Origin of the sequence: Kitasatospora sp. NPDC004669 (assembly GCF_040609455.1) — a bacterium.
Lineage (GTDB): Bacteria > Actinomycetota > Actinomycetes > Streptomycetales > Streptomycetaceae > Kitasatospora.
The window spans coordinates 1-1,453 of the sequence record NZ_JBEXKB010000220.1; the positions used below are offsets into that span (position 1 = coordinate 1).

Here is a 1,453-nt window from a genome sequence, read left to right on the forward strand (position 1 = left end):
AGGGCCTTGGACGCTCGCGCGGGGGGGTTCACCACCAAGGTCCACCTGGGTGCGGACGGCCGCTGCCGCCCGCTGTCCCTGATCATCACACCAGGGCAGCGGGCGGACTGCACGCAGTTCGAGCCGGTGCTGGAGAAGCTCCGTGTCCCGCGGATCGGGCCGGGCAGGCCCCGCAAGAAGCCCGACGGTCTGGCCGCTGACAAGGAGTACAGCAACGGGCCGTGCCGCGACTACCTGCGCAGACGCGGCATCCGGCACACGATCCCGGAGAAGACCGACAGCCAGACCGCCCGCCTGCGCAAGGGATCGCGCGGAGGGCGGCCACCGGCATTCGACCTGGAGCGGTACAAGAACCGGAACACCGTCGAACGGGCCATCAACAAGCTCAAGCACGCCAGAGCAGTCGCAACCCGATACGACAAACGCGGATACGCCTACCTCGGAACCGTCACCGCAGCCGCCCTCGTCATCTGGCTCCGCACATGATCGACCGGACAAGTCCTAGCCGCCGTGGCCCGGCGTGGGAGCTCCCGGCCGGGTGCGGGCGGCAGCCCGATCCGAGCCAGGTCGGTGCGTTCGGCGTCGGGCGCATCGAGGGACTTCGCGTGCTTGGCCGCATCGACGGAACCGGGTCCGTGGATGGTGAGTTCGAAGTCCTGGTGCGCCTTGGCGTCCGGCGCGAACGGCAGGCGGATCCGCCCGTCCGCGACCAGACGGCGCACCTCGGCCCGGCTCAGGCCGAGACCGAGCTGGAGCAGCCGCTCCACCCGGACCGGCGCGGGCAGCTCGAAGCGCACCTGCACCGAGAGCGGGTTCGGGTCGTCGAGCGCGTACAGCGGCATGCCGGTCTCCAGCTCCCACGTCCCGGTCCAGTCGAGCCGGTACCGGTTCTTCGCCGCGAGCGACACGCTCATCACCAACTCCCGTACCGCTGCCGGGTCGTTGATCTCGTACGCCACCAGCCGGGCCGGCTCCAGCGTCGAGACGTGGGCGCGCTCGTGGACGGGCACCTTCGAGGTCCGGTCGCACGTCGCGCAGCTCAGCAGCAGCCAGACGTCGAGCAGCTTGCCGTTCGCGTTGACGCGGATCTTCCCCGAGGCGCGGTGCCGCATGCCAGGGCAGTCCGGGCAGGACCGGACGACGGTGGGCAGGGCGGACTGACGCACGGCCCACAGGGCCTTGCGGTCGGTATTCATGTGTGTTGGATGCTTTCAGGACTCAGCAGGAGGGCATGCCGAACTCACTCGGCGACTCCCACTCTCTGACCGATGCTCACGAGGGGCGCGACCCATCGCCCCGGGGCCGGGTCGTCAGGCTCCGAGGTCGATCGCGCGACAGGTACGTACTACGTGGCAGTCATCAAAAGTCCATGCGGGAGATCGTGATCGAGACGGCGGCCCGCGGCAACCGAATTTCCCCGTGCCCTCGGCCAGCGGTCGCGCGCAGCCCCGCC

2 protein-coding genes are annotated in these 1,453 nt (G+C 69.9%); one reads left to right on the plus strand and one right to left on the minus strand.

The features are described 5' to 3' along the window. On the plus strand, positions 1 to 486 hold a 486-nt coding region (locus ABZW30_RS46995), incomplete at its 5' end, for an IS5 family transposase (RefSeq protein ID WP_355677494.1). Here the strand turns inward: ABZW30_RS46995 and ABZW30_RS47000 are convergent. Further along, a complete protein-coding gene (locus ABZW30_RS47000; RefSeq protein WP_355677495.1) occupies positions 435 to 1,196 on the minus strand; it encodes a DUF1062 domain-containing protein in 762 nt (253 codons plus the stop codon). The two genes, ABZW30_RS46995 and ABZW30_RS47000, sit on opposite strands and share 52 nt — an antisense overlap. Between the last annotated feature and the right edge of the window lie 257 nt (positions 1,197 to 1,453).

Coding starts and splice junctions, on each gene's coding strand:
- ABZW30_RS47000 (WP_355677495.1), bottom strand. CDS start 1,196: ATGAATACCGACCGCAAGGCCCTGTGGGCCGTGCGTCAGTCCGCCCTG.